This is a genomic window from Halomonas sp. GFAJ-1, from assembly GCF_000236625.2.
In the GTDB taxonomy this organism is placed as follows: Bacteria; Pseudomonadota; Gammaproteobacteria; order Pseudomonadales; family Halomonadaceae; genus Vreelandella.
This window is the reverse complement of sequence record NZ_AHBC01000002.1, coordinates 101,381-119,824: the sequence shown is the minus strand read 5'-3', so window position 1 is coordinate 119,824 and position 18,444 is coordinate 101,381. Positions and strand designations below refer to the sequence as shown.

Genomic DNA, 18,444 nt, shown 5'->3' with positions numbered 1-18,444 from the left:
GCCATGAACGATAATGTCCTGCCTGTTTATCACTTACTTCATGAGCTTGATGCTCGTTTCGATGACTTGATGGTCACTATTGATCAGGCAGCAACGTATTATGAGCAGCAGCAGGCGGCGACATGGCACTTTCAGCCATTCCATGAGAACACGTCCTGGCTGCGCCAAGCGCTGCTCGATATGTGGCATCAGCAAGGCCAAGATGGGCGCGAAACACGTAATTACATTGCGCTCATCGCTGCGGATGACACCTTACTCGAAAAATTTAATGCGGTTAACCGTGCTAAAGCGCAGATCAGCGAACTGCTACAACGCATTAAACAGGCACACCCGAAAACCCTTAGCCAAGCAAAACATCGCTTACCCCAGCGCCACCCTGACGTTGATAAGGTGCTGCGTAAGGGCGGTTTAGCACGGCTGCACCTTAAGCAGTGCTGGCGGCACATTCCCATAGCCCCAGCACCGGTATCACGGGTGCGCTTTGCTTGGTATAGCAGCGGGCGCTCAATAAAAAAATTAACCGTCCGAGAAGCTGAGCAAAAACTCCTACAGTTGGATACAGGCGCTGCTCATGTCCGCATTCAGCTGCGTAAGTTGGCTGGTATCCCCAGCGACGAGCCACTCGCCCAGGTGCAGTCTCAGGCCCCCTTGATGCGGGCCAACCTATTTTTCACCGAACCTTTAGAAGATGGCCACACAAGGCGTGCAATGAACGTCGCCCTACCGCTTATTGTACCTAACCATAATCAGCAACTTCCGCACATAAAAATGCCACCGCTTGAGCCACCCACCCAGCGCACCAGGGCTAAGCGACGCGATGAAAAATTAGAGCATGAAGCCTTTTTACCCAGCTTGCGTATCTACCGCTACCGCTAACTCTCCAGGGCAGGCACTGTTTGCAGCTCCCACCGTTCATAGGTGAGTAGCGTCTGGATCAGTTCGCTTAGCTCACGCTCAGATAGTCCATATTCACTTATTAATGCCTTAAAGCGTTCGTTAAACACGTGATCGCGGTTTTCAGCGAGTGCTGCTTGGTCGTCAGCCTCAAGATCTGCCAACGACCTCACGGGTGGCCCTGTGGGGATATCCATACTGTTATTAGGATCATCCAACTGACGCAGTGCTTGCGCAAAAGCATCATCTAGCTCGCGGAATTTACGGAGCTTTTCACGCTCGTCCAGCTGTTTTTCAACCTTGTGATATTTCATTAGTATTTCATTTTCACCTTACATGAAAGGGTCGATACGTCTATTCAGCAGACTTTTATGACAGAACTGTGCACAAACGCGTAAACCGATAGAGCAAACTTGCCTTTGCCACTTCTTAGAAGCATAAAGAGAGGGCTACCGCATTAGCATTAACTTAAGGTTCTTCATAGACTCGCAACGCTAGCACATAGGAAGTTGGCTCTATTGATTGCTTGCCTGCTTATTACGATCACTTAGCACCAAGAAGGTGCTTTACAGGCTAACAAAATCTCACCTGTAAATTACACGCAAAGGAGGCCAGATAATGTTCAACGCAATGACACGAGCTGAGATCTGGCTGCAGGATACACTCGATAAAACACTGGGTATCGAAGACCTTGCTAACCACCTTGGTTACTCATCTTCTCAAATACGCCGCCAGTTCCGGCAATGCTTTGATGTATCGCCTAGCGCTTACCGGGAAAAAAGGCGTCTTGAGCGCGCAGCTGTTTTACTCTCGCTCACTCCACAGAATATAGCGCAAATTGCATTACGCTGCGGCTATCTCAACCACTCCTCTTTTTCGCGGGCCTTCCATCGTCGTTACCAGCTCACGCCGCGCAACTATCGCTATGCACTCAGTGGCGTTCGTCACTTGTCTCTTCCTGAGCGACATTTTAAAACCACTATCGTGAGGAGCCAACCCAAACAAACTGTTCTCATGCGCCTTTACAGTACGCCAGAGCTAATTCACGGGCTAGGGGTTACCAAGTACCATGCTAATCAACTGGAGTGCTTCCAGGCTCATTTAGAGCCCGCCACCCCGGCTATCTCGCTTCCAGACCTTTTATCTGAGAAGGTAGAGGCACTTGAAGATAAACCCAGCGTCCACCAGATACGAACCGATATTGGGCTTTATCTGGAGAGCAACACCCAAGCTAATCACTTAGCTTTACCCGTCGCTTATCGTCGAGTCGCTATGCCATCCCACTACTATGCCAAAACATGTTTTGAGGATTTTTCAGAGTTATCGCAAGCAATGACATCAACTCTGATACAGCTAATGAGGGATCAAAAGCAGTTTCATGTCAGTGGGGAAGCACCTAGGGTACTGTGGCATCCAAATCATTTAGAACTGCAAACTCCGCTATTATCCTAGCAAGCGCAGCCTACCTATTAAACACGACGTTAAATTTAACGTCGTTCAAAAAAAACCGGCACTTCTGTTAAGAAATGCCGGATTAAACTGCTTAGTCTTCCATGCGTACCAGCCAAGACTCAACGGCTTCATCGCCATGCTCGTTTTTCCAATTACGCAGGCCTTTATGATTACCGCCACGGGTCTCAATCACTTCACCGCTATGCGGGTTTTTATAAATCTTCAGACGACGCTTACGACGTGATGACGCAGTAGGCGCTTTAGCACTGCGCTGATCTGATGCTGGATCTAATAGGGCAATCACATCGGCAGGACGTTTACCAAATTCATTCATCAATGCCTCAAGCTTAGCTTTAAACTCCAGCTCGCTTTTTAAGCGTTGATCACCCTCCAGGCGTTGAAGGTCTTCCTGGAGTTGTTTCAGCTGCTGCTCTTTCTGGATATATTCATTTAAAAGTGACATAGGAGTTCCTTTGTAGCCAGGGTTTAACGTAGCGTAAATTTAACCGCATGAGGCATAGAGCGGGCAAGCTCAATACCCATTAATTCAGGATGCTGACACATTATTGCCGTAAAAGTGCTAATTGACAACTAGTCTAGATGATTTTGTGATATTTACTAATCAATTTTACAGACTTAGGTAAAGCTTAAAAGTTCAGCACTTTAAAATTAACAAGTAAAAAATAGTTACTACAGGCGCAATGAACTACCGTTACTCAACACTGCATAAGCCATAAAAAAAGCGCCGCCCTAATGGGCGGCGCTTTCATAGGCAAGAACTAATGAATTAGTCTTGACCCATCTGCTGCTTGATAAGGTCACCGATAGTGGTCGGACCACCTGCTGATTCGGGCTCTTGATCACGCAGTTTCTTCAGGTTCTGACGAGTATCGTCTTGCTCTTTCGCCTTAATCGACAGATTGATCTGACGACTCTTACGATCGACGTTAACAATACGCGCTTCAACGCTGTCGCCTTCGTTCAATACGTTACGCGCATCTTCCACACGATCAGCACTGATCTCAGACGCCTTCAAAATAGCGATAACATCTGTCGCCAGTTCAACGTGAGCTTCTTTAGCGTCAACTTCAACGATACGGCCAGTCACAATGCTGCCCTTGTCGTTAACAGACAGATATTCAGCAACCGGATCAGAATCCATTTGCTTAATACCTAAAGAAATACGCTCGCGCTCTGGATCGATAGAAAGGATGACGGCTTCAGCTTCGTCGCCTTTCTTGAAGTTGCGTACTGCTTCTTCGCCAGTTTCTGTCCAGGAGATATCGGACAGGTGAACCAGACCATCGATACCGCCTTCAAGGCCGATAAAGATACCAAAGTCGGTGATTGACTTGATGGTACCCGAAACGCGGTCGCCCTTGTTGTATTCAGCGTTGAAGGTTTCCCATGGGTTAGCAGTGCACTGCTTAATACCCAGAGAAATACGACGACGCTCTTCATCGATATCCAGAACCATAACGTCAACATCGTCGCCCACTTGAACAACTTTAGACGGATGGATGTTTTTGTTAGTCCAGTCCATTTCAGAAACGTGAACCAGACCTTCAACGCCTTCTTCCAGCTCTGCAAAGCAGCCGTAATCGGTCAGGTTAGTGACCACGGCTTGAACTTTGGTGTTCTCCGGATAGCGCTGCTTGATGTTGACCCACGGATCTTCGCCAAGCTGCTTCAGACCTAGTGAAACGCGGTTACGCTCACGATCAAATTTCAGCACTTTAACGTTGATCTCGTCGCCAACAGCAACGATTTCAGACGGATGCTTGATGCGCTTCCACGCCATATCGGTGATGTGCAACAGGCCATCAACACCGCCTAGGTCAACGAAGGCACCGTAGTCAGTCAGGTTCTTAACGATACCTTTAATCTGCTGACCTTCCTGCAGAGTTGCCAGCAGCGCTTCGCGCTCGGCACTGTTCTCTGCTTCAAGCACGGCACGACGCGATACAACGACGTTGTTGCGCTTCGGATCAAGCTTGATGACTTTAAAGTCCAGCTCTTTGTTTTCCAGGTGCGCAGTGTCGCGAACCGGGCGAACGTCAACCAGAGAACCCGGCAAGAAGGCACGAATAGAATCAACTTCGACGGTGAAGCCGCCTTTGACTTTGCCGTTGATCACGCCTTTGATGACTTCGTCTTTCTCGAAGGCAGCTTCCAGAACCTTCCAAGCTTCTGCGCGCTTGGCTTTCTCACGGGACAGACGCGTCTCACCGAAGCCATCTTCAACGGCTTCCAATGCAACGTGAACGTCGTCGCCGATAGCGATGTTCAGTTCACCGTTTTCATCGCGGAATTGTGACGCCGGAATCTGACCTTCAGATTTTAGACCAGCGTTGACGGTAACCCAGTCACCATCGATGTCGACAACTTGAGCCGCGACAATAGCGCCTGGCTCCATATTGATGTCGTTAAGAGACTGTTCAAACAGTTCAGCAAAGCTTTCGCTCATGGTTTTCCTACGTGATCAACGTTGTTGAGGCATAAATGCCTTCTCCGCACCACCAGCGAGTACGGGCCTAATGTCATTCAGCTTTTGGAGGTGTTAGCGCTGGTTAGACCTGACCGGGCTCACTGATATGAACGATCATATGAACTGCCGCCCTGCCACGTCGTGACACCTATCCAAAAACGCCGCAAGGGAGAATCAAATGCCGTTTGCCATGCCACGCTGGGCTAGCAAAACGGTCAACCGTTCAACCACTTCCGGTATGCTCAGGCGTGTGGTGTCAAGCGTAATGGCATCATCTGCCAGCTTGAGAGGGGCCACACTGCGCTGCGTATCGCGTGCATCGCGTGCCTGAATCTCCTTTAAAAGACTCGAAAGACTAGCATCCACCCCGGCTTCCTGCAACTGTTGATACCGCCGATGGGCTCGCTCTTCCGCGCTTGCCGTTAGAAAAATCTTTAGGGGCGCCTCTGGAAACACTACGGTTCCCATGTCCCGGCCATCTGCGACTAGCCCTGGCGACTGACAGAAGTCGCGCTGGCGCTGGAAAAGCGCCTCACGCACTAAGGGCAACACCGCCACTTGAGAGGCACGCTCACCCGCCTGCTCAGTGCGAATAGCACGGGTAACGTCTTCTCCTTCCAGCAGCGTGCGGGGTTGGCCCTCTTCTACAGGAAAAGCAACATCTAACTGCACTGCAAGCTTGGCAAGCGCTGCCTCATCATCCAGGGCAACGCCGTGTTTCACTGCCGCCTGGGCAGTGAGCCGGTAAAGCGCACCACTGTCGAGCAAGTGCCATCCCAAGCGTTCGGCCATTAGGCTGCTAATAGTACCCTTGCCCGCCCCACCGGGGCCATCAATGGTCAGCACGGGTACATTAAGCGTCATTACTGCCCTCCACACTAACATTCATACCAATGCGCTGCGCTAATGCGACAAAATCAGGGAACGACGTCGCCACGTTGGCGCAATCATCGATGATGATCTCATCGCTAGCCCGTAGTGATGCGATGGCAAACGACATGGCGATACGGTGATCACCCAAACTGTCGATCCGTCCGCCGCCGTAGCTGGGCACTTGATCATTACCGTTGCCTAGGATGTCGATGCCATCCTCTACAACGTAGTGCTCGACACCCAAAACGGCCAGACCATCGGCCATCGCCTGAATGCGATCCGATTCTTTAACCCGTAGCTCTTCAGCGCCCCGCAGGCGCGTGGTGCCCTGGGCGTTAGCAGCAGCGATAAACAGCGCCGGAAACTCATCAATGGCTAACGGCACTTGATCAACCGGTATATCAATGCCTTTTAAAGGCGTATAGCGAATGCGAATATCCGCCACGGGCTCCCCACCCACTTCACGCTCATTTTCAAGCGTCAAATCAGCGCCCATCAGCGTTAGAATATTAATCACGCCAACACGCGTTGGGTTTATCCCTACGTGCTCAAGGGTAATATCAGCCCCGGGAGTAATCGCAGCCGCCACCAAAAAGAACGTTGCTGACGAGATATCCGATGGCACATCAATGGGGCTGGCAGTCAGCTTGCCACCGCCCTGCAACCAGCAGGTATCTCCTTCGCGGGAAACCGTATAGCCAAAGCCATTAAGCATGCGCTCGGTATGGTCACGGGTGGGTGCCGGCTCACGCACTTTGGTTTCACCTTCAGCGTATAAACCCGCCAACAGCAGGCAGGACTTCACCTGGGCACTGGCCATTGGCATATCGTAGAAAATACCTTTAAGCGGCGCACCGCCTTTGATGTTAAGCGGCGGGCGCCCACCCTCTGCCGTATCAATAGTGGCGCCCATTAAGCGCAGCGGGTCTGCCACACGCCCCATCGGGCGCTTGGTTAGAGACTCATCGCCTGTTAGTTCGCTATCAAATGCCTGGCCTGCCAGCAAGCCTGCGAACAAGCGCATAGCCGTACCGGAGTTACCCACGTAAATCGGGCCTGAAGGGGCTTTAAGCCCATGCAAGCCTACTCCGTGAATGGTAACCCGCCCTTGGTGCGGTCCCTCGATAGCCACGCCCATCTCACGAAACGCTTGAAGGGTCGCCAAGCTATCTTCACCTTCTAAAAAGCCCTTAACTTCGGTCACACCTTCGGCTAATGCACCAAGCATAATAGAGCGGTGAGACATGGATTTATCGCCCGGCACGCGCAAGCGGCCTTGCGCTTGGCCACCGGGACTCACCCGATAGGTAACCTTACCCTGTGGTTGCATGTGATATTCCGCCTGATAACTAGTTTTATTAAGTAAGGTGTCAAAATAGTGTCGCGCATGGCTAGCGCGATCAAACGTGGCAATCAGCGCATCGCTGTCGCCACGTTCAACGGCCTGCCTTAGCCGCGCCAAGCCCGCTTCAAAATCATCTAATGAGGACAACACCGCGTCACGGTTAGCAATAAATATGTCCCGCCACATGGCCGGATCGCTGCCAGCAATGCGGGTAAAGTCGCGAAAGCCACCCGCTGCGTAGCGAAAAATATCTAGTCGCTCATCTTGGCGGGCCAAGGTGTCTACCAAGGAAAATGCCAGCAAATGCGGCAAATGGCTGGTGCGCGCCAGCACCTGATCGTGTCGCTCAACGCTCATCTGCAGGACTTGTGCGCCACAGGCTTGCCATAAAGCTTCTACCCGCGCCAATGCATCGGCATTAACATCAGGTTCAGGGGTAAGAATCACTTTATGGTTAACGTAAAGTGATGGGTTAGCCGCTGCTACACCGCTTTTTTCAGAACCCGCTATTGGGTGCCCTAGCACCATATTGCTCGGCACACCGCCAAATACTCGCTCAGCACATTCACGAATGGTTGCTTTAGTGCTGCCAACATCGGTGATCGCCACGTTATCCGCCGCCGCAGAGAGTCCTGCTGATAGCGTCTGCATAACACTCTCCATGGCCAGCACCGGTACGGCCAGCACCACCATGGAAACGCCTTCAAGGAGCTTGGCAAGCTGCGTGCCTCCGGCGTCAATCAGCCCCAACTCTACCCCGAGAGCGACTTCGCTTGCGTTAGGGTCACAGGCTACAATCTGGCCGTTAAATCCTGAGGCGCGAAGCGCCGCCGCCAAAGAGCCACCGATAAGACCAAGCCCAACAATCAGTAGCCGAGGCTCATGACACATCACCTGATGGCTACTCTTTAACACCCGCTTTGTCACAGCACGCCCTGGGGGTAAGAGCCCAGCACCCGTAGTTCAGAGGCGCGCAGCTTAACTTCTTCCAGAACCGCAGCCACTTGAGGTTCGTCACGATGGCCTTTGAAATCGATGAAGAACACGTAGTTCCAAGCGCCTGTACGTGAAGGGCGCGTCTCAATACGCGTTAAATCAATTTTGTGGCGGTGGAAGGGCTCTAACAAATCGTGCAAGGCCCCTGGCTGGTTGCGCATGGCAACAACAATTGACGTTTTGTCCTCACCGGACATCGGCACATCTTGGTTGCCAATGATCAAGAAGCGTGTCGAGTTATCAGGACGGTCTTCTATCTTGTCGGCAATACGCTCAAGCCCATAGAGCTTAGCGGCCATATCACCAGCAATCGCGGCGCTATGCCATTCGGTTTTCACCAGCTTAGCGGCTTCCGCATTTGATGACACCGGCACCCTTTCAGCGTGGGGATAGTGGGCATCTAGCCACTTACGGCATTGACCAAACGACTGCGGGTGAGAGTAAATTCTGGAGACCTTATCCTTGCGGGTCGTCTCGCTGATCAATAAGTGGTGATGAATACGTAACACCACTTCACCGCAAATCTTGATCGAGGAATCCATAAACGTATCGAGGGTATGGTTTACAACACCCTCGGTTGAATTCTCAACCGGTACCACGCCGTAGTTGACGGCGCCCGCTTCTACTTCACGGAAAACTTCGTCAATGGCCGCCATTGGCAGGCTAACCGCACTTTCGCCAAAGTGCTTTAACGCTGCTTGCTGCGTAAAGGTGCCCTCAGGGCCGAGGTAGGCAACTTTAACAGGCTGCTCAAGGGCAAGACACGCCGACATGATTTCACGAAATAACCGCGCCATTTCCTCAGCATCAAGCGGGCCTGAATTAAGCGCCATGATACGGCGTAATACCTGCGCTTCTCGCTCAGGGCGATAAAACACGGCATCTTTATCTTCGGCTAGCTTAACGTGGGCTACCTGCTGCGCACAGCTCGCCCGCTCGCTAATCAAGCGCAATATATCGCCATCTAACTGGTCGATACGTTGACGTAATTCGTCCAAAACAATCGGCGTATCGGACATGATGGTTAGCCCCTTCGTTGTTCAAAATCCGCCATAAAGGCGATTAACGCATCAACTGCTTCTTCAGGCACGGCATTGTATAAACTGGCACGCATACCGCCTACACTGCGGTGGCCTTTCAGATTCAACAGCCCCGCTTCGTCCGCTTCTTCTAGAAACGCTTTATCCAATGCGGCATCTGCCAACACAAAGGGCACGTTCATGCGAGAGCGGTTACGAAGAGCAATAGGGTTGCTATAAAACGCGCTGGCATCAATCGCCGCGTAAAGCTTGTCCGCTTTACGCTGATTAAGGGTATCCATTGCGTTAAGGCCACCCATCTCATCTTTAAGCCACTGGAATACTAACCCCGACAAGTACCAAGCATAGGTTGGCGGCGTATTTACCATAGAGCCCGCTTCTGCAAGCTGCTGATAATCAAATAACGAAGGCGCGCCGGGCACTGCTTTACCTAGCAAATCATCGCGCACGATAACCAGCGTTAACCCCGCAGGGCCAATATTCTTTTGGGCACCCGCATAGATAACGCCAAAATCAGCCACGTTAATCGGGCCAGAAAGAATGTTCGACGACATATCGCACACAAGCGGTATCACCGTGCCATCGGCACGCTGTGCCACCGGCGTATAATCAAACTCTAACCCGCCAATTGTTTCGTTCGACGTATAGTGCAGATAGGCCGCGTCACTGCTTAAAGACAGCGTATCTAAAGCAGGCACTGCTGTATTGCCATTCGCTTCGCTGCTACCCGCTAAATGGCAGCGATAGCCTAAGTGCTTTGCTTCGCTAAGTGCTTTTTTACCCCAAATACCGGTCTGGATAAAGTTGGCACTGCCGCCCGCGCTTAACAAGTTCATGGGCAGCATAGCAAATTGCATACTGGCACCGCCTTGCAGAAACAGCACTTTGTAGTTACTGGGAATATTCAGCAACTCTCGCAGATCGGCTTCTGCGCGCTCGGCAATGGCCACAAATTCATCGCTACGATGACTCATTTCCATTACCGACAGGCCACGCCCGTGATAATCCAGCAGTTCGTTGCGTGCACGCTCAAGTACGGCAGCAGGCAGGGCCGCAGGCCCTGCACAAAAGTTATAATGACGTGTCATCGGTTCCCGGTTCCTGTGCGCCATCTTCAGCTATGTTTGACTCACCCTCTTCAAGCGCTTCAAAGTCGCTTTCCCCGGGCTCATCAACACGAACGGTTTTCACCAGCTTCTCTTCTTTGCCTAAACGAATCAGCATCACGCCCTGGGTGTTGCGCGAGGTCGTGGAGACTTCTTCGACGCGGGTACGCACCAAGGTGCCACGGTCGGTAATCAGCATCATTTCATCGCTGTCGTACACCTGCATAGCAGCCACTAGCGACCCATTACGTTCGCTGGTTTGCATGGCGATAACGCCTTGCCCCCCACGGCCACGCAGCGGGAACTCTTCTAAGCGTGTGCGCTTGCCGTAGCCGTTCTCACTAGCGGTCATAATGTAAATCTGACCTTCCGACTGGATCTGCTCCTGCGGCTCCACCTGCTGCTCCACATCGGCCTCTGCATCCGCTTCAGCGTCGATCTGCTGACTCTTGGGAATGATAAGGCTGATGACTTCGGCATTCTTCGCTAAGCGCATACCACGAACGCCGCGTGCGGTGCGGCCCATGGCCCGCACGTTGCCTTCCTCAAAGCGTATTGCCTTGCCGTTTGAGGAGAGCAGCATGGCGTGGTCGGCGCCGGAGGTAATGGCGGCCCCTACCAAGCGATCACTCTCTTCTAGGTCAATGGCAATCAAACCGACGCTACGCGGACGAGAGAATTGCTCAAGACTGGTACGTTTAACGGTGCCATTGGCCGTGGCAAAGAAGATGTAGTGCTCAGGGTCGTAATCGCGCACCGGCAGAATCGCGTTAACCGCCTCACCCTCTTCCAGCGGCAGCATGTTGACCAGTGGCTTGCCCCGCGAGCCACGGCTAGCGTTAGGCATTTCGTACACTTTTAGCCAGTACACTTTGCCACGGTTTGAGAATAGCAACACGGTATCGTGGGTAGACGCCACCAGCAAATGCTCAATGACATCTTCGTCTTTCATGGAGGTGGCTGACTTACCGCGACCACCCCGGCGCTGCGCTTGATAGTCTGACAACGGCTGGGTCTTGGCGTAGCCAGAGCGAGAGACGGTTACTACCATATCCTCTTCGGCGATCAGATCTTCGATAGAGAGATCTAAGTGGCTAGCCTGAATTTCCGTGCGGCGGTCATCACCATACTGCTCACGCACTGCGTGCAGCTCTTCACGAATAACTTCCATTAGCCGGTCAGGTGACGCCAAAATTGCCGTGAACTCAGCAATTTTCTCTAGAATCGTCAGGTATTCGCTGAGCAGCTTTTCAGTTTCAAGGCCGGTTAAGCGGTGCAAACGAAGTTCAAGAATTGCCTGCGCCTGGGCATGCGACAGGCGGTACTCGGTTGCTGATGGGTTAAGGCCAAACCCTTCATCAAGGTCTTCCGGCTTGCAAGAGGTAGCACCAGCACGTTCCAGCATGGCGGTGACTTGGCCTGGCTGCCAAATTTTAGCCAGCAGCTTTTCGCGAGCTTCTGCCGCGTTGGGCGACGCCTTGATCAGTTCAATAACTTCATCAATGTTAGAGATGGCAACGGCCAAGCCTTCTAACAAATGGCCGCGCTCACGGGCTTTCTTCAGCTCATACAGCGTGCGGCGGGTAACCACTTCACGGCGATGACGAATGAACGCTTCGAGCATCTCTTTAAGATTGAGCGTGCGAGGCTGACCGTTTTCAAGCGCCACCATATTGATACCAAACACGTTTTGCAGCTGTGTTTGAGCAAACAGGTTATTAACCACTACCTCGCCAGACTCGCCGCGCTTAACTTCAATCACCACACGCAGGCCATCTTTATCCGACTCATCGCGTAGCTCGGCAATACCCTCAATCTTTTTCTCTTTCACCAGCTCGGCGATTTTTTCAATCAACCGCGCTTTATTCACCTGATACGGCAGCTCAGAAATAATGATGTGGTCACGACCACTCTTATCATGATGCTCAATGGTGTGGCAGGCTCGCACGTAAATGCGCCCTCGCCCTGTGCGGTAAGCATCTAAAATGCCCGCACGGCCATTAATAATGCCGCCGGTGGGGAAATCCGGCCCAGGAATGTACTGCATTAGGTCATCGACGGTGAGCGTATAGTCGTCGATTAACGCCAAGCACCCATCAATCACCTCCCGCATGTTATGCGGCGGGATATTGGTGGCCATGCCCACCGCGATGCCCGATGACCCATTAATCAGCAGATTGGGCACTTTTGTCGGCATGACGGCGGGAATACGTTCGGTGCCGTCGTAGTTGTCTACCCAATCGACCGTATCTTTTTCCAGATCGGCCAAAAGCTCGTGGGCGAGGCGCGCCATGCGCACCTCGGTGTAACGCATAGCGGCGGCGCTGTCCCCATCGATGGAGCCAAAGTTACCTTGGCCATCGACCAGCACGTGGCGCATGGAGAAGTGCTGGGCCATACGTACGATGGTGTCATATACCGCACTGTCACCGTGCGGGTGGTATTTACCGATGACATCGCCGACGACACGCGCCGACTTCTTGTACGGTTTATTCCAGTCATTGCCCAGTTCATGCATGGCAAAAAGCACACGCCGGTGAACAGGCTTGAGGCCGTCGCGCACGTCGGGGAGCGCACGACCGATAATGACACTCATCGCATAGTCGAGGTACGACTGTTTGAGCTCGTCTTCAATATTGACGGGCAAGATTTCTCTGGCGATGTCACCCATGAAAGTCAGATCCTTTGCACTGCATTGGCACTGCGAGAGTTGAAAGCGCTTAAAAATGCCGCCCCCGGTAGTGCCAAAAAAAGCAGTACAACAGGGCGGCGCGCAGATACTCTGCCATCATACCACTGCATAAGCACCAAGGGCAGTCAGGGGCATCGCCTTCGATTATTGTGCTGTAAACGCTTCTTTTGTCACTACGAGACCTTCAAGCACGTCACGCACGTCACCTTTAATGGCCGCGGCTTTGTTGGCTTTCATATCAAGTAGCACAAAGGTGAGATCCGCTTGAGCGACAAGCGCGCCATCTTTACGTAGGATGTGGTGGTGGCAAAGCGCACTGCGCTCACCTACCTCGACAATACCCGTCAAAACATGAAGATCATCGTTCTGCACCGCCGCCGCGCGGTAATCAATATTTAAATTAACCACCACAAATGCATATCCTGATTGGTGAAGTTGCTTGATCAGTCGCGGGTGCTCATCAAAAAAGGCCCAGCGCCCCTCTTCCATGAACTCAAGGTAGCGCGCGTTATTTACGTGGCCATAGCCGTCTAAGTGATAGCCGCGGACCCGCATACCTACCTGTGTAATTGCCCCTGACATAGAGCCTCCTTTTCGATAACTGTTTTTCAATAACTGTGTGTGGTTGAGCGAGTTGGTAAAAACAATCATCAATCAAACACAAGTTTAAAACGTACGCAACAACACGACATTCCCCCGAGGTGCTAGCAGGAAAGGTCTGCTTTCGACATAATGTGCCACCTTTTTAATAGGATTGGTGACATGTGGTTTAAGCACCTGCATTTATATCGCCTTCATGGCGCCCCTGAGCTAGACAGTTCAGCATTAGCAAGCGCACTCGATACCCATGCAGCCAAGCCTCTTGGAAATGCCGATGCACGGCGCCTTGGCTGGACAGCGCCCGCAGGCCGCTTAAGCGGAGGACAATTACTGCATGAAATCCAGGGGCATCGGCTGATCTCAGCGCTGCGTCAGGAGCGTTTACTGCCGGCTTCAGTGGTTAAAGAAGAAGTCGACGAAAAAGTCGCGGATATTGAGGCCAGCGAAGGTCGCAAAGTCACGCGCAAAGAAAAAACCGCGTTAAAAGAGCAAGTTACAGAAGCATTACTGCCGCGTGCTTTTGTACGCAGCCAGAAAGTCGACGTGTGGTGGGATACCCGCCGCCACCTGATCGGTATTAATGCCAGCTCACGTACCCGCGCAGAAGATATCTTAGACCTACTCCGTGAAACCCTTGGCAGTTTAAAGGCCACGCCAATCTCCTCCCAAACGCTGCCCATCCGTGCCATGACCACATGGCTTGGCGACCCTGCCAGCCGCCCATCGGATCTTAAGCTGGGCGATCAAGTGGAGCTGAAAGCCAAAGGCGATGACGGCGTTTTGCGGGCAAGGCAAGTAGACTTAGACAGCGACGAGATTCAACAACTGCTCGAAAGTGGTCGCCAAGCAAGTAAACTCGCTATTAGCCTGGAGGGTCGCTTAAGCTTTGTACTCCACGACGATTTAGCACTTAAATCGCTGCGTTTTGGCGACGCGCTAATCGAGGAGGCTGACCATGCCGATGATGGCGACGACGCCCTGGCACGCCTGGAAACCGACTTTATTTTAATGGCACAGGCGCTATCCGACGACGTCACCCGTTTATTGGAGTGGCTCGGAGGTGAAACACAGCGGGAACCTGCCGCGCAGCAAGAAGCCTAATGGCTACTTTTGCTGGCGCTGAACATCGACTTACTTCTGCTTAACACCCAACGGATCGCATGACTCAACACAATAACGCACCCAATGCTGACCCCGCCAATGACCCTTGGGCCGACATTCGGCCCTACATGGATCATGAGGTGAAAGACGTTCTTGCGCGCCTCTCCCACGACAGCGAGCTACTCGATGCGCTAACGCAATTCCGGCTGCCGCGCCTAGCCAAATGGGCACCTCCTCTCGCACGCGGCCTGGCAAGCTATGCCGTGCGCCGCGAGGTGAAAGGCGTTACCACCGTGCGCGGCTTCCAAATGCGTATTGCCCATTATATGGAGCGCATGATTCGCACCACCACGGATGCGTTTGACGTCGCTGGGCTTGATAAACTCGACGATCACAGCGCCTATTTATTTATCGGCAACCACCGTGATATTTCGCTGGACCCTGCATTTGTCAATTACGCGCTCTATCAGGCCAATCGCGATACCGTGCGTATCGCGATTGGTGACAACCTGCTGAAAAAGCCTTATGTCACGGACCTTATGCGTCTAAATAAGAGCTTTATTGTGCCGCGCAGTGCCCGTGGCAAGCGCGCCATGCTGGCGGCCTATCAGCAGCTTTCTGCCTACATACGCCACTCCATTACGGTCGACCAGCACTCCATATGGATGGCTCAGCGTGAAGGGCGTGCCAAAAACGGCATAGATCATACCGACGCCGCTATTATCAAAATGCTCATTATGGCCAGACGCCACGCCGAGCGTGATATGGAATTTGGCGAAGCCATTGCGGAATTAAAGCTGGTCCCGGTCTCCATAAGCTATGAGTACGACCCTTGCGACCTGCAAAAAGCCCAAGAGCTACATGACGTGGCCACCCAGGGCAGCTACGCTAAAAGTGAATTTGAAGATATTCGCTCAATTGTGGCGGGAATTACCGGCTCCAAGGGGCGTGTCCAACTCAAATTTGGCAGTCCAGTCAGCGCCGATATGGCCACGCCTGGGGAAGTGGCGGCAGAAATCGACCGCCAGGTGATTGGCGGCTACCGCTTATTCCCAAGCCATTACCTTGCCTTAGAAGCACTGGGTGAGGCGCCAGAACTGGTCGCCCGCAAAGCCATTTCACGGCAGGACAGAGAACGTTTTAAGGAGCGTTTAGCCAGTGTACCTGAAGCGCTACGCCCCTACTGGCTCGAACAGTACGCCAACCCTGTTAAACATAAAGCGGGCCGTTTAACCCTTTAAACGCTGTTGAATTTTTCCCACGCTGGCGCCGAGCAGAACATGCTCGGCCGCCGAAAAAGTGCTATGGTCAAGGCAATAATTGTTCCGCTTGGCAGTTTCACCAAGCGCGGTCTTAAGGAGAGTCCTAATGTCCGCATCAGAAATTCAAAAAACACGCATCATCAACGAGCTGCATGGCTTTATACGCAAACTGCTACAAGACCCAAAAATTCTTGAACAGTCGCTGACCATTGCTCGCAAGGAGCTGGCAGAAGGCAATAGCGCTTCAGCGATGGCTCGCATTGCTAACGAGATATCCGACACCACCAGCGTACACATTCCTGAAGACCCCGCAGAGCACTCAGACGCCGACAAGCTGTTTTTGAACGTGCTGCGCGAAGTGGTGCAAGAAGAGCAAGCGCTGTATTAGCGTTAAGAAACCTTGTTAGTTTTTAGCAACAGCTATTAACGATCAACAGTTCTAACGCACGAAGTTACGTTACCGGCGAAGCGCATTTATCCTTCGCCGTCTTTATTTGTTATGGCCTAACCGGAAGCATCATTCACCATGTCCAACACTGCCCCGCGCAACATTCTGGTGACCAGCGCGCTCCCCTATGCGAATGGAGCGATTCACCTCGGTCACCTGCTTGAGTACATCCAGACGGATATTTGGGTGCGTTTTCAAAAAAGTCGTGGCCAGCAGTGCTACTACGTTTGCGCCGATGATGCCCATGGCACCGCCATTATGCTGCGCGCTGAGCAGGAAGGCATCACGCCAGAGGCATTGATCGCCCGCGTCTCCCAAGATCACCAAGAAGACTTTTCCCGCTTTGGTGTTGGGTTTGATAACTACCACTCCACCCATTCCAACGAAAACCGTTATTTTAGTGAACTGATTTACACACGCCTGCGCGATAAAGGCCATATTGCCACTCGCGATATTGAGCAGATGTTTGACCCTCAAAAAGGCTTGTTCCTAGCGGACCGCTTTATTAAAGGCACCTGCCCAAAGTGCGGCGCCGACGACCAGTACGGAGATAACTGCGAAAAGTGTGGTGCAACCTACACGCCCGCCGACTTGATTAACCCGGTTTCAGCTATCTCAGGGGCGACTCCAGAGGTACGCAGCTCTACCCACTACTTTTTTAAGCTACCTGACTTTGCTGAGTTTCTTCAGGCGTGGATTAACGACGGTCACGTTCAATCACAAATTCGCAATAAGCTTATGGAGTGGTTCGAATCCGGGTTTAACGAGTGGGATATCTCCCGAGATGCACCTTATTTCGGCTTTGAAATCCCCGACGCGCCAGGCAAATACTTCTACGTGTGGCTTGATGCCCCTATTGGTTACCTGGCTAGCTTTAAAAACCTTTGCGACCGCGAAGGAATTGATTTCGATAGTTTCTGGCAAAAAGACTCCAGCGCCGAGATCTATCACTTTATTGGTAAAGACATTGTCTACTTCCATGCCCTGTTCTGGCCCGCCATGCTCCATGGCGCCGACCTGCGCACCCCTACGGCGGTTAATTGCCACGGCTTTTTAACCGTCGATGGCGCCAAGATGTCCAAGTCACGCGGCACTTTTATTAAAGCCGCTACTTATGCCGAGCACCTTAACCCAGAATACTTGCGCTACTATTTTGCAGCGAAGCTAACCTCCAAAGTCGACGATTTAGACCTCAATCTGGAAGATTTCGCCGCACGGGTGAATTCTGATCTCGTTGGTAAGGTCGTTAACATCGCCAGCCGCTGCGCAGGCTTTGTGAAAAAAATTGGGAACGGTACCCTAGCAGAACACTGTGCCGAGCCCCAGATGGTGGCGCGCTTTATTGCCGCCGGCGAAGACATTGCGGGCGATTTCGAAGCCCGAGAATTTAGCCGAGCCATGCGCAAAATCATGGAATTGGCAGATGAGGCCAATACCTATATTGCTGAAAAAGAACCCTGGGCACTGGCAAAACAGGATGGCCGCGATAGCGAGGTGCTAGAGATCTGCTCCGTGGGCATCAACCTGTTCCGCCAGTTAATGGTCTACCTCGCTCCGGTAGTACCTGTAATGGCTGAACAAGCCCGCGAGTTCCTCAAGCTTGACTCCCTGGATTGGGAAAGCCGTGGTGATGTGTTGATTAATCATCCGATCAATAAGTTCAAGCCCCTAATGACGCGGGTTGAGCGTGACAAAATCGACGCCATGATTGAGGCCTCTAAGGAGGATTTAGTGGAAGAGCAGAAGCTGAAGAACACCCCCAAAGGGCCCTTGGCAGAAGACCCTATTGCTGCAGAAATCAGCTTTGAGGACTTTGCGAAAGTAGACCTACGCATTGCTCGTATCGCTAAAGCGCAATACGTTGAAGGTGCAGATAAACTCTTGCAGCTAACCCTGGATTTGGGCGGCGAAACCCGCAATGTCTTTTCAGGCATTCGATCAGCTTACTCGCCAGAAGCGCTAGAGGGCCGCTTAACGGTGATGGTGGCTAACTTGGCGCCGCGTAAAATGCGCTTTGGCGTTTCAGAAGGCATGGTACTGGCTTCTGCTAACAACGAGGGTATTTATCTGCTCTCTCCCGACTCTGGCGCAGAGCCTGGTCAACGTGTAACGTAATTAGATACCCAGACAGAAGGGCTAAGTTCATA

Annotated in this window: 15 protein-coding genes; 6 read left to right on the top strand and 9 right to left on the bottom strand. The window is 52.3% G+C overall.

Annotated elements, in window-relative coordinates:
• The first annotated feature begins 3 nt into the window (after positions 1-3).
• Positions 4-876, top strand: a complete 873-nt coding sequence (locus tag MOY_RS00800; protein WP_009095452.1) for a hypothetical protein — start codon at positions 4-6, stop codon at positions 874-876.
• Here MOY_RS00800 and MOY_RS00795 read toward each other — a convergent pair.
• Positions 873-1,208, bottom strand: a complete 336-nt coding sequence (locus tag MOY_RS00795) for a hypothetical protein (RefSeq protein WP_009095451.1) — start codon at positions 1,206-1,208, stop codon at positions 873-875. The two genes, MOY_RS00800 and MOY_RS00795, sit on opposite strands and share 4 nt — an antisense overlap.
• A 304-nt stretch (positions 1,209-1,512) precedes the next feature.
• On the opposite strand from MOY_RS00795, the gene MOY_RS00790 reads away from it, so the two are divergent.
• Positions 1,513-2,346: a helix-turn-helix transcriptional regulator gene (locus MOY_RS00790; RefSeq protein WP_009095448.1), complete on the top strand. Its 834-nt coding sequence runs from the start codon at positions 1,513-1,515 to the stop codon at positions 2,344-2,346.
• A 91-nt stretch (positions 2,347-2,437) separates the two neighbouring features.
• Here the strand turns inward: MOY_RS00790 and MOY_RS00785 are convergent, their stop codons facing one another.
• The 8 genes from MOY_RS00785 to MOY_RS00750 all read right to left on the bottom strand — a co-directional run bounded on the left by MOY_RS00785 (position 2,438) and on the right by MOY_RS00750 (position 13,468).
• On the bottom strand, positions 2,438-2,809 hold the full coding sequence (locus MOY_RS00785; RefSeq protein ID WP_009095438.1) for a histone-like nucleoid-structuring protein, MvaT/MvaU family: 372 nt from the start codon (positions 2,807-2,809) through the stop codon (positions 2,438-2,440).
• 324 nt (positions 2,810-3,133) lie between these two features.
• A complete protein-coding gene (gene rpsA, locus MOY_RS00780; protein WP_009095433.1) occupies positions 3,134-4,813 on the bottom strand; it encodes a 30S ribosomal protein S1 in 1,680 nt (559 codons plus the stop codon).
• A 195-nt stretch (positions 4,814-5,008) separates the two neighbouring features.
• The gene (cmk, locus tag MOY_RS00775) at positions 5,009-5,698 is read right to left on the bottom strand and encodes a (d)CMP kinase (RefSeq protein WP_009095431.1); all 690 of its coding nucleotides are present in this window, start codon (positions 5,696-5,698) and stop codon (positions 5,009-5,011) included.
• Positions 5,688-7,943 carry a bifunctional prephenate dehydrogenase/3-phosphoshikimate 1-carboxyvinyltransferase gene (locus MOY_RS00770; protein WP_009095430.1) on the bottom strand — a complete coding sequence of 752 codons (2,256 nt, stop codon included), beginning with the start codon at positions 7,941-7,943 and terminating at the stop codon, positions 5,688-5,690. Before MOY_RS00770 ends, cmk begins: the two co-directional genes overlap by 11 nt.
• Positions 7,944-7,975: 32 nt before the next feature.
• The gene (gene pheA, locus MOY_RS00765; RefSeq protein ID WP_009095428.1) at positions 7,976-9,067 is read right to left on the bottom strand and encodes a prephenate dehydratase; all 1,092 of its coding nucleotides are present in this window, start codon (positions 9,065-9,067) and stop codon (positions 7,976-7,978) included.
• A gap of 5 nt (positions 9,068-9,072) precedes the next feature.
• Entirely contained in the window at positions 9,073-10,176 is a 1,104-nt protein-coding gene (serC, locus tag MOY_RS00760; RefSeq protein ID WP_009095426.1) for a 3-phosphoserine/phosphohydroxythreonine transaminase, read from the bottom strand.
• Positions 10,160-12,865, bottom strand: coding sequence for a DNA gyrase subunit A (gene gyrA, locus MOY_RS00755; RefSeq protein ID WP_009095424.1), 2,706 nt, complete (start codon positions 12,863-12,865; stop codon positions 10,160-10,162). The genes serC and gyrA overlap by 17 nt, the downstream gene beginning before the upstream one ends.
• Positions 12,866-13,030: 165 nt before the next feature.
• Entirely contained in the window at positions 13,031-13,468 is a 438-nt protein-coding gene (locus MOY_RS00750) for an acyl-CoA thioesterase (RefSeq protein ID WP_009095422.1), read from the bottom strand.
• A 180-nt stretch (positions 13,469-13,648) separates the two neighbouring features.
• Here MOY_RS00750 and MOY_RS00745 point away from each other — a divergent pair, with 180 nt between their 5' ends.
• From MOY_RS00745 to metG, 4 genes are all read left to right on the top strand, one after another.
• Positions 13,649-14,587: a recombination-associated protein RdgC gene (locus MOY_RS00745; protein ID WP_009095419.1), complete on the top strand. Its 939-nt coding sequence runs from the start codon at positions 13,649-13,651 to the stop codon at positions 14,585-14,587.
• A gap of 59 nt (positions 14,588-14,646) precedes the next feature.
• A complete protein-coding gene (locus MOY_RS00740) occupies positions 14,647-15,828 on the top strand; it encodes a 1-acyl-sn-glycerol-3-phosphate acyltransferase (protein ID WP_009095418.1) in 1,182 nt (393 codons plus the stop codon).
• Between the two features lie 127 nt (positions 15,829-15,955).
• The gene (locus MOY_RS00735; RefSeq protein ID WP_009095417.1) at positions 15,956-16,237 is read left to right on the top strand and encodes a hypothetical protein; all 282 of its coding nucleotides are present in this window, start codon (positions 15,956-15,958) and stop codon (positions 16,235-16,237) included.
• Between the two features lie 138 nt (positions 16,238-16,375).
• Positions 16,376-18,412, top strand: a complete 2,037-nt coding sequence (metG, locus tag MOY_RS00730; RefSeq protein WP_009095416.1) for a methionine--tRNA ligase — start codon at positions 16,376-16,378, stop codon at positions 18,410-18,412.
• The last annotated feature ends 32 nt before the right edge of the window (positions 18,413-18,444 follow it).

Bases quoted from the DNA above. Each gene is read 5' to 3' on its own strand.
- MOY_RS00800 (WP_009095452.1), top strand. From the start codon at position 4: ATGAACGATAATGTCCTGCCTGTTTATCACTTACTTCATGAGCTTGAT.
- MOY_RS00795 (WP_009095451.1), bottom strand. From the start codon at position 1,208: ATGAAATATCACAAGGTTGAAAAACAGCTGGACGAGCGTGAAAAGCTC.
- MOY_RS00790 (WP_009095448.1), top strand. From the start codon at position 1,513: ATGTTCAACGCAATGACACGAGCTGAGATCTGGCTGCAGGATACACTC.
- MOY_RS00785 (WP_009095438.1), bottom strand. From the start codon at position 2,809: ATGTCACTTTTAAATGAATATATCCAGAAAGAGCAGCAGCTGAAACAA.
- rpsA (WP_009095433.1), bottom strand. From the start codon at position 4,813: ATGAGCGAAAGCTTTGCTGAACTGTTTGAACAGTCTCTTAACGACATC.
- cmk (WP_009095431.1), bottom strand. From the start codon at position 5,698: ATGACGCTTAATGTACCCGTGCTGACCATTGATGGCCCCGGTGGGGCG.
- MOY_RS00770 (WP_009095430.1), bottom strand. From the start codon at position 7,943: ATGTGTCATGAGCCTCGGCTACTGATTGTTGGGCTTGGTCTTATCGGT.
- pheA (WP_009095428.1), bottom strand. From the start codon at position 9,067: ATGTCCGATACGCCGATTGTTTTGGACGAATTACGTCAACGTATCGAC.
- serC (WP_009095426.1), bottom strand. From the start codon at position 10,176: ATGACACGTCATTATAACTTTTGTGCAGGGCCTGCGGCCCTGCCTGCT.
- gyrA (WP_009095424.1), bottom strand. From the start codon at position 12,865: ATGGGTGACATCGCCAGAGAAATCTTGCCCGTCAATATTGAAGACGAG.
- MOY_RS00750 (WP_009095422.1), bottom strand. From the start codon at position 13,468: ATGTCAGGGGCAATTACACAGGTAGGTATGCGGGTCCGCGGCTATCAC.
- MOY_RS00745 (WP_009095419.1), top strand. From the start codon at position 13,649: ATGTGGTTTAAGCACCTGCATTTATATCGCCTTCATGGCGCCCCTGAG.
- MOY_RS00740 (WP_009095418.1), top strand. From the start codon at position 14,647: ATGACTCAACACAATAACGCACCCAATGCTGACCCCGCCAATGACCCT.
- MOY_RS00735 (WP_009095417.1), top strand. From the start codon at position 15,956: ATGTCCGCATCAGAAATTCAAAAAACACGCATCATCAACGAGCTGCAT.
- metG (WP_009095416.1), top strand. From the start codon at position 16,376: ATGTCCAACACTGCCCCGCGCAACATTCTGGTGACCAGCGCGCTCCCC.